This is a genomic window from Shewanella sp. 10N.286.54.B9 (genome assembly GCF_041468565.1).
Lineage (GTDB): Bacteria > Pseudomonadota > Gammaproteobacteria > Enterobacterales > Shewanellaceae > Shewanella.
In genome coordinates this window covers 1-404 of record NZ_JBFRIY010000130.1, presented here as the reverse complement: position 1 = coordinate 404, position 404 = coordinate 1, and the positions used below count along the sequence as shown (strand labels likewise).

Genomic DNA, 404 nt, shown 5'->3' with positions numbered 1-404 from the left:
AAAAAAGCCAAAGATAAATTTCTCATTTATCTTTGGCATCTCTATCCATGCATGCCTTACTTATTCAGCGAGAAAAGTAAGTTTACTTAGTCATCATATGATAACCAGCAAAGTAAATGGTGGAGCTATGCGGGATCGAACCGCAGACCTCCTGCGTGCAAGGCAGGCGCTCTCCCAGCTGAGCTATAGCCCCATTTACATGCAGTCAAACAAATTTACGTCAACCAAACCTTTCTTATCAAAGATAAGGAAAGATATTGGTGGGTCAGAGTGGACTTGAACCACCGACCTCACCCTTATCAGGGGTGCGCTCTAACCAGCTGAGCTACAGACCCAACGTAATTTGCTCTTTCTTTATAACAAGCATATCTGTGTGAACACTCAACGTAATTTCTTACTTCAGA

Annotated in this window: 2 tRNA genes; both read right to left on the bottom strand. The window is 42.6% G+C overall.

Features of this window, described 5'->3' with window-relative positions:
- Nucleotides 1–117: 117 nt before the first annotated feature.
- Nucleotides 118–193: transfer RNA gene (locus AB4135_RS22135), tRNA-Ala, on the bottom strand.
- 65 nt (nucleotides 194–258) lie between these two features.
- Nucleotides 259–335 (bottom strand) — tRNA-Ile (locus AB4135_RS22130).
- Nucleotides 336–404 lie beyond the last annotated feature (69 nt).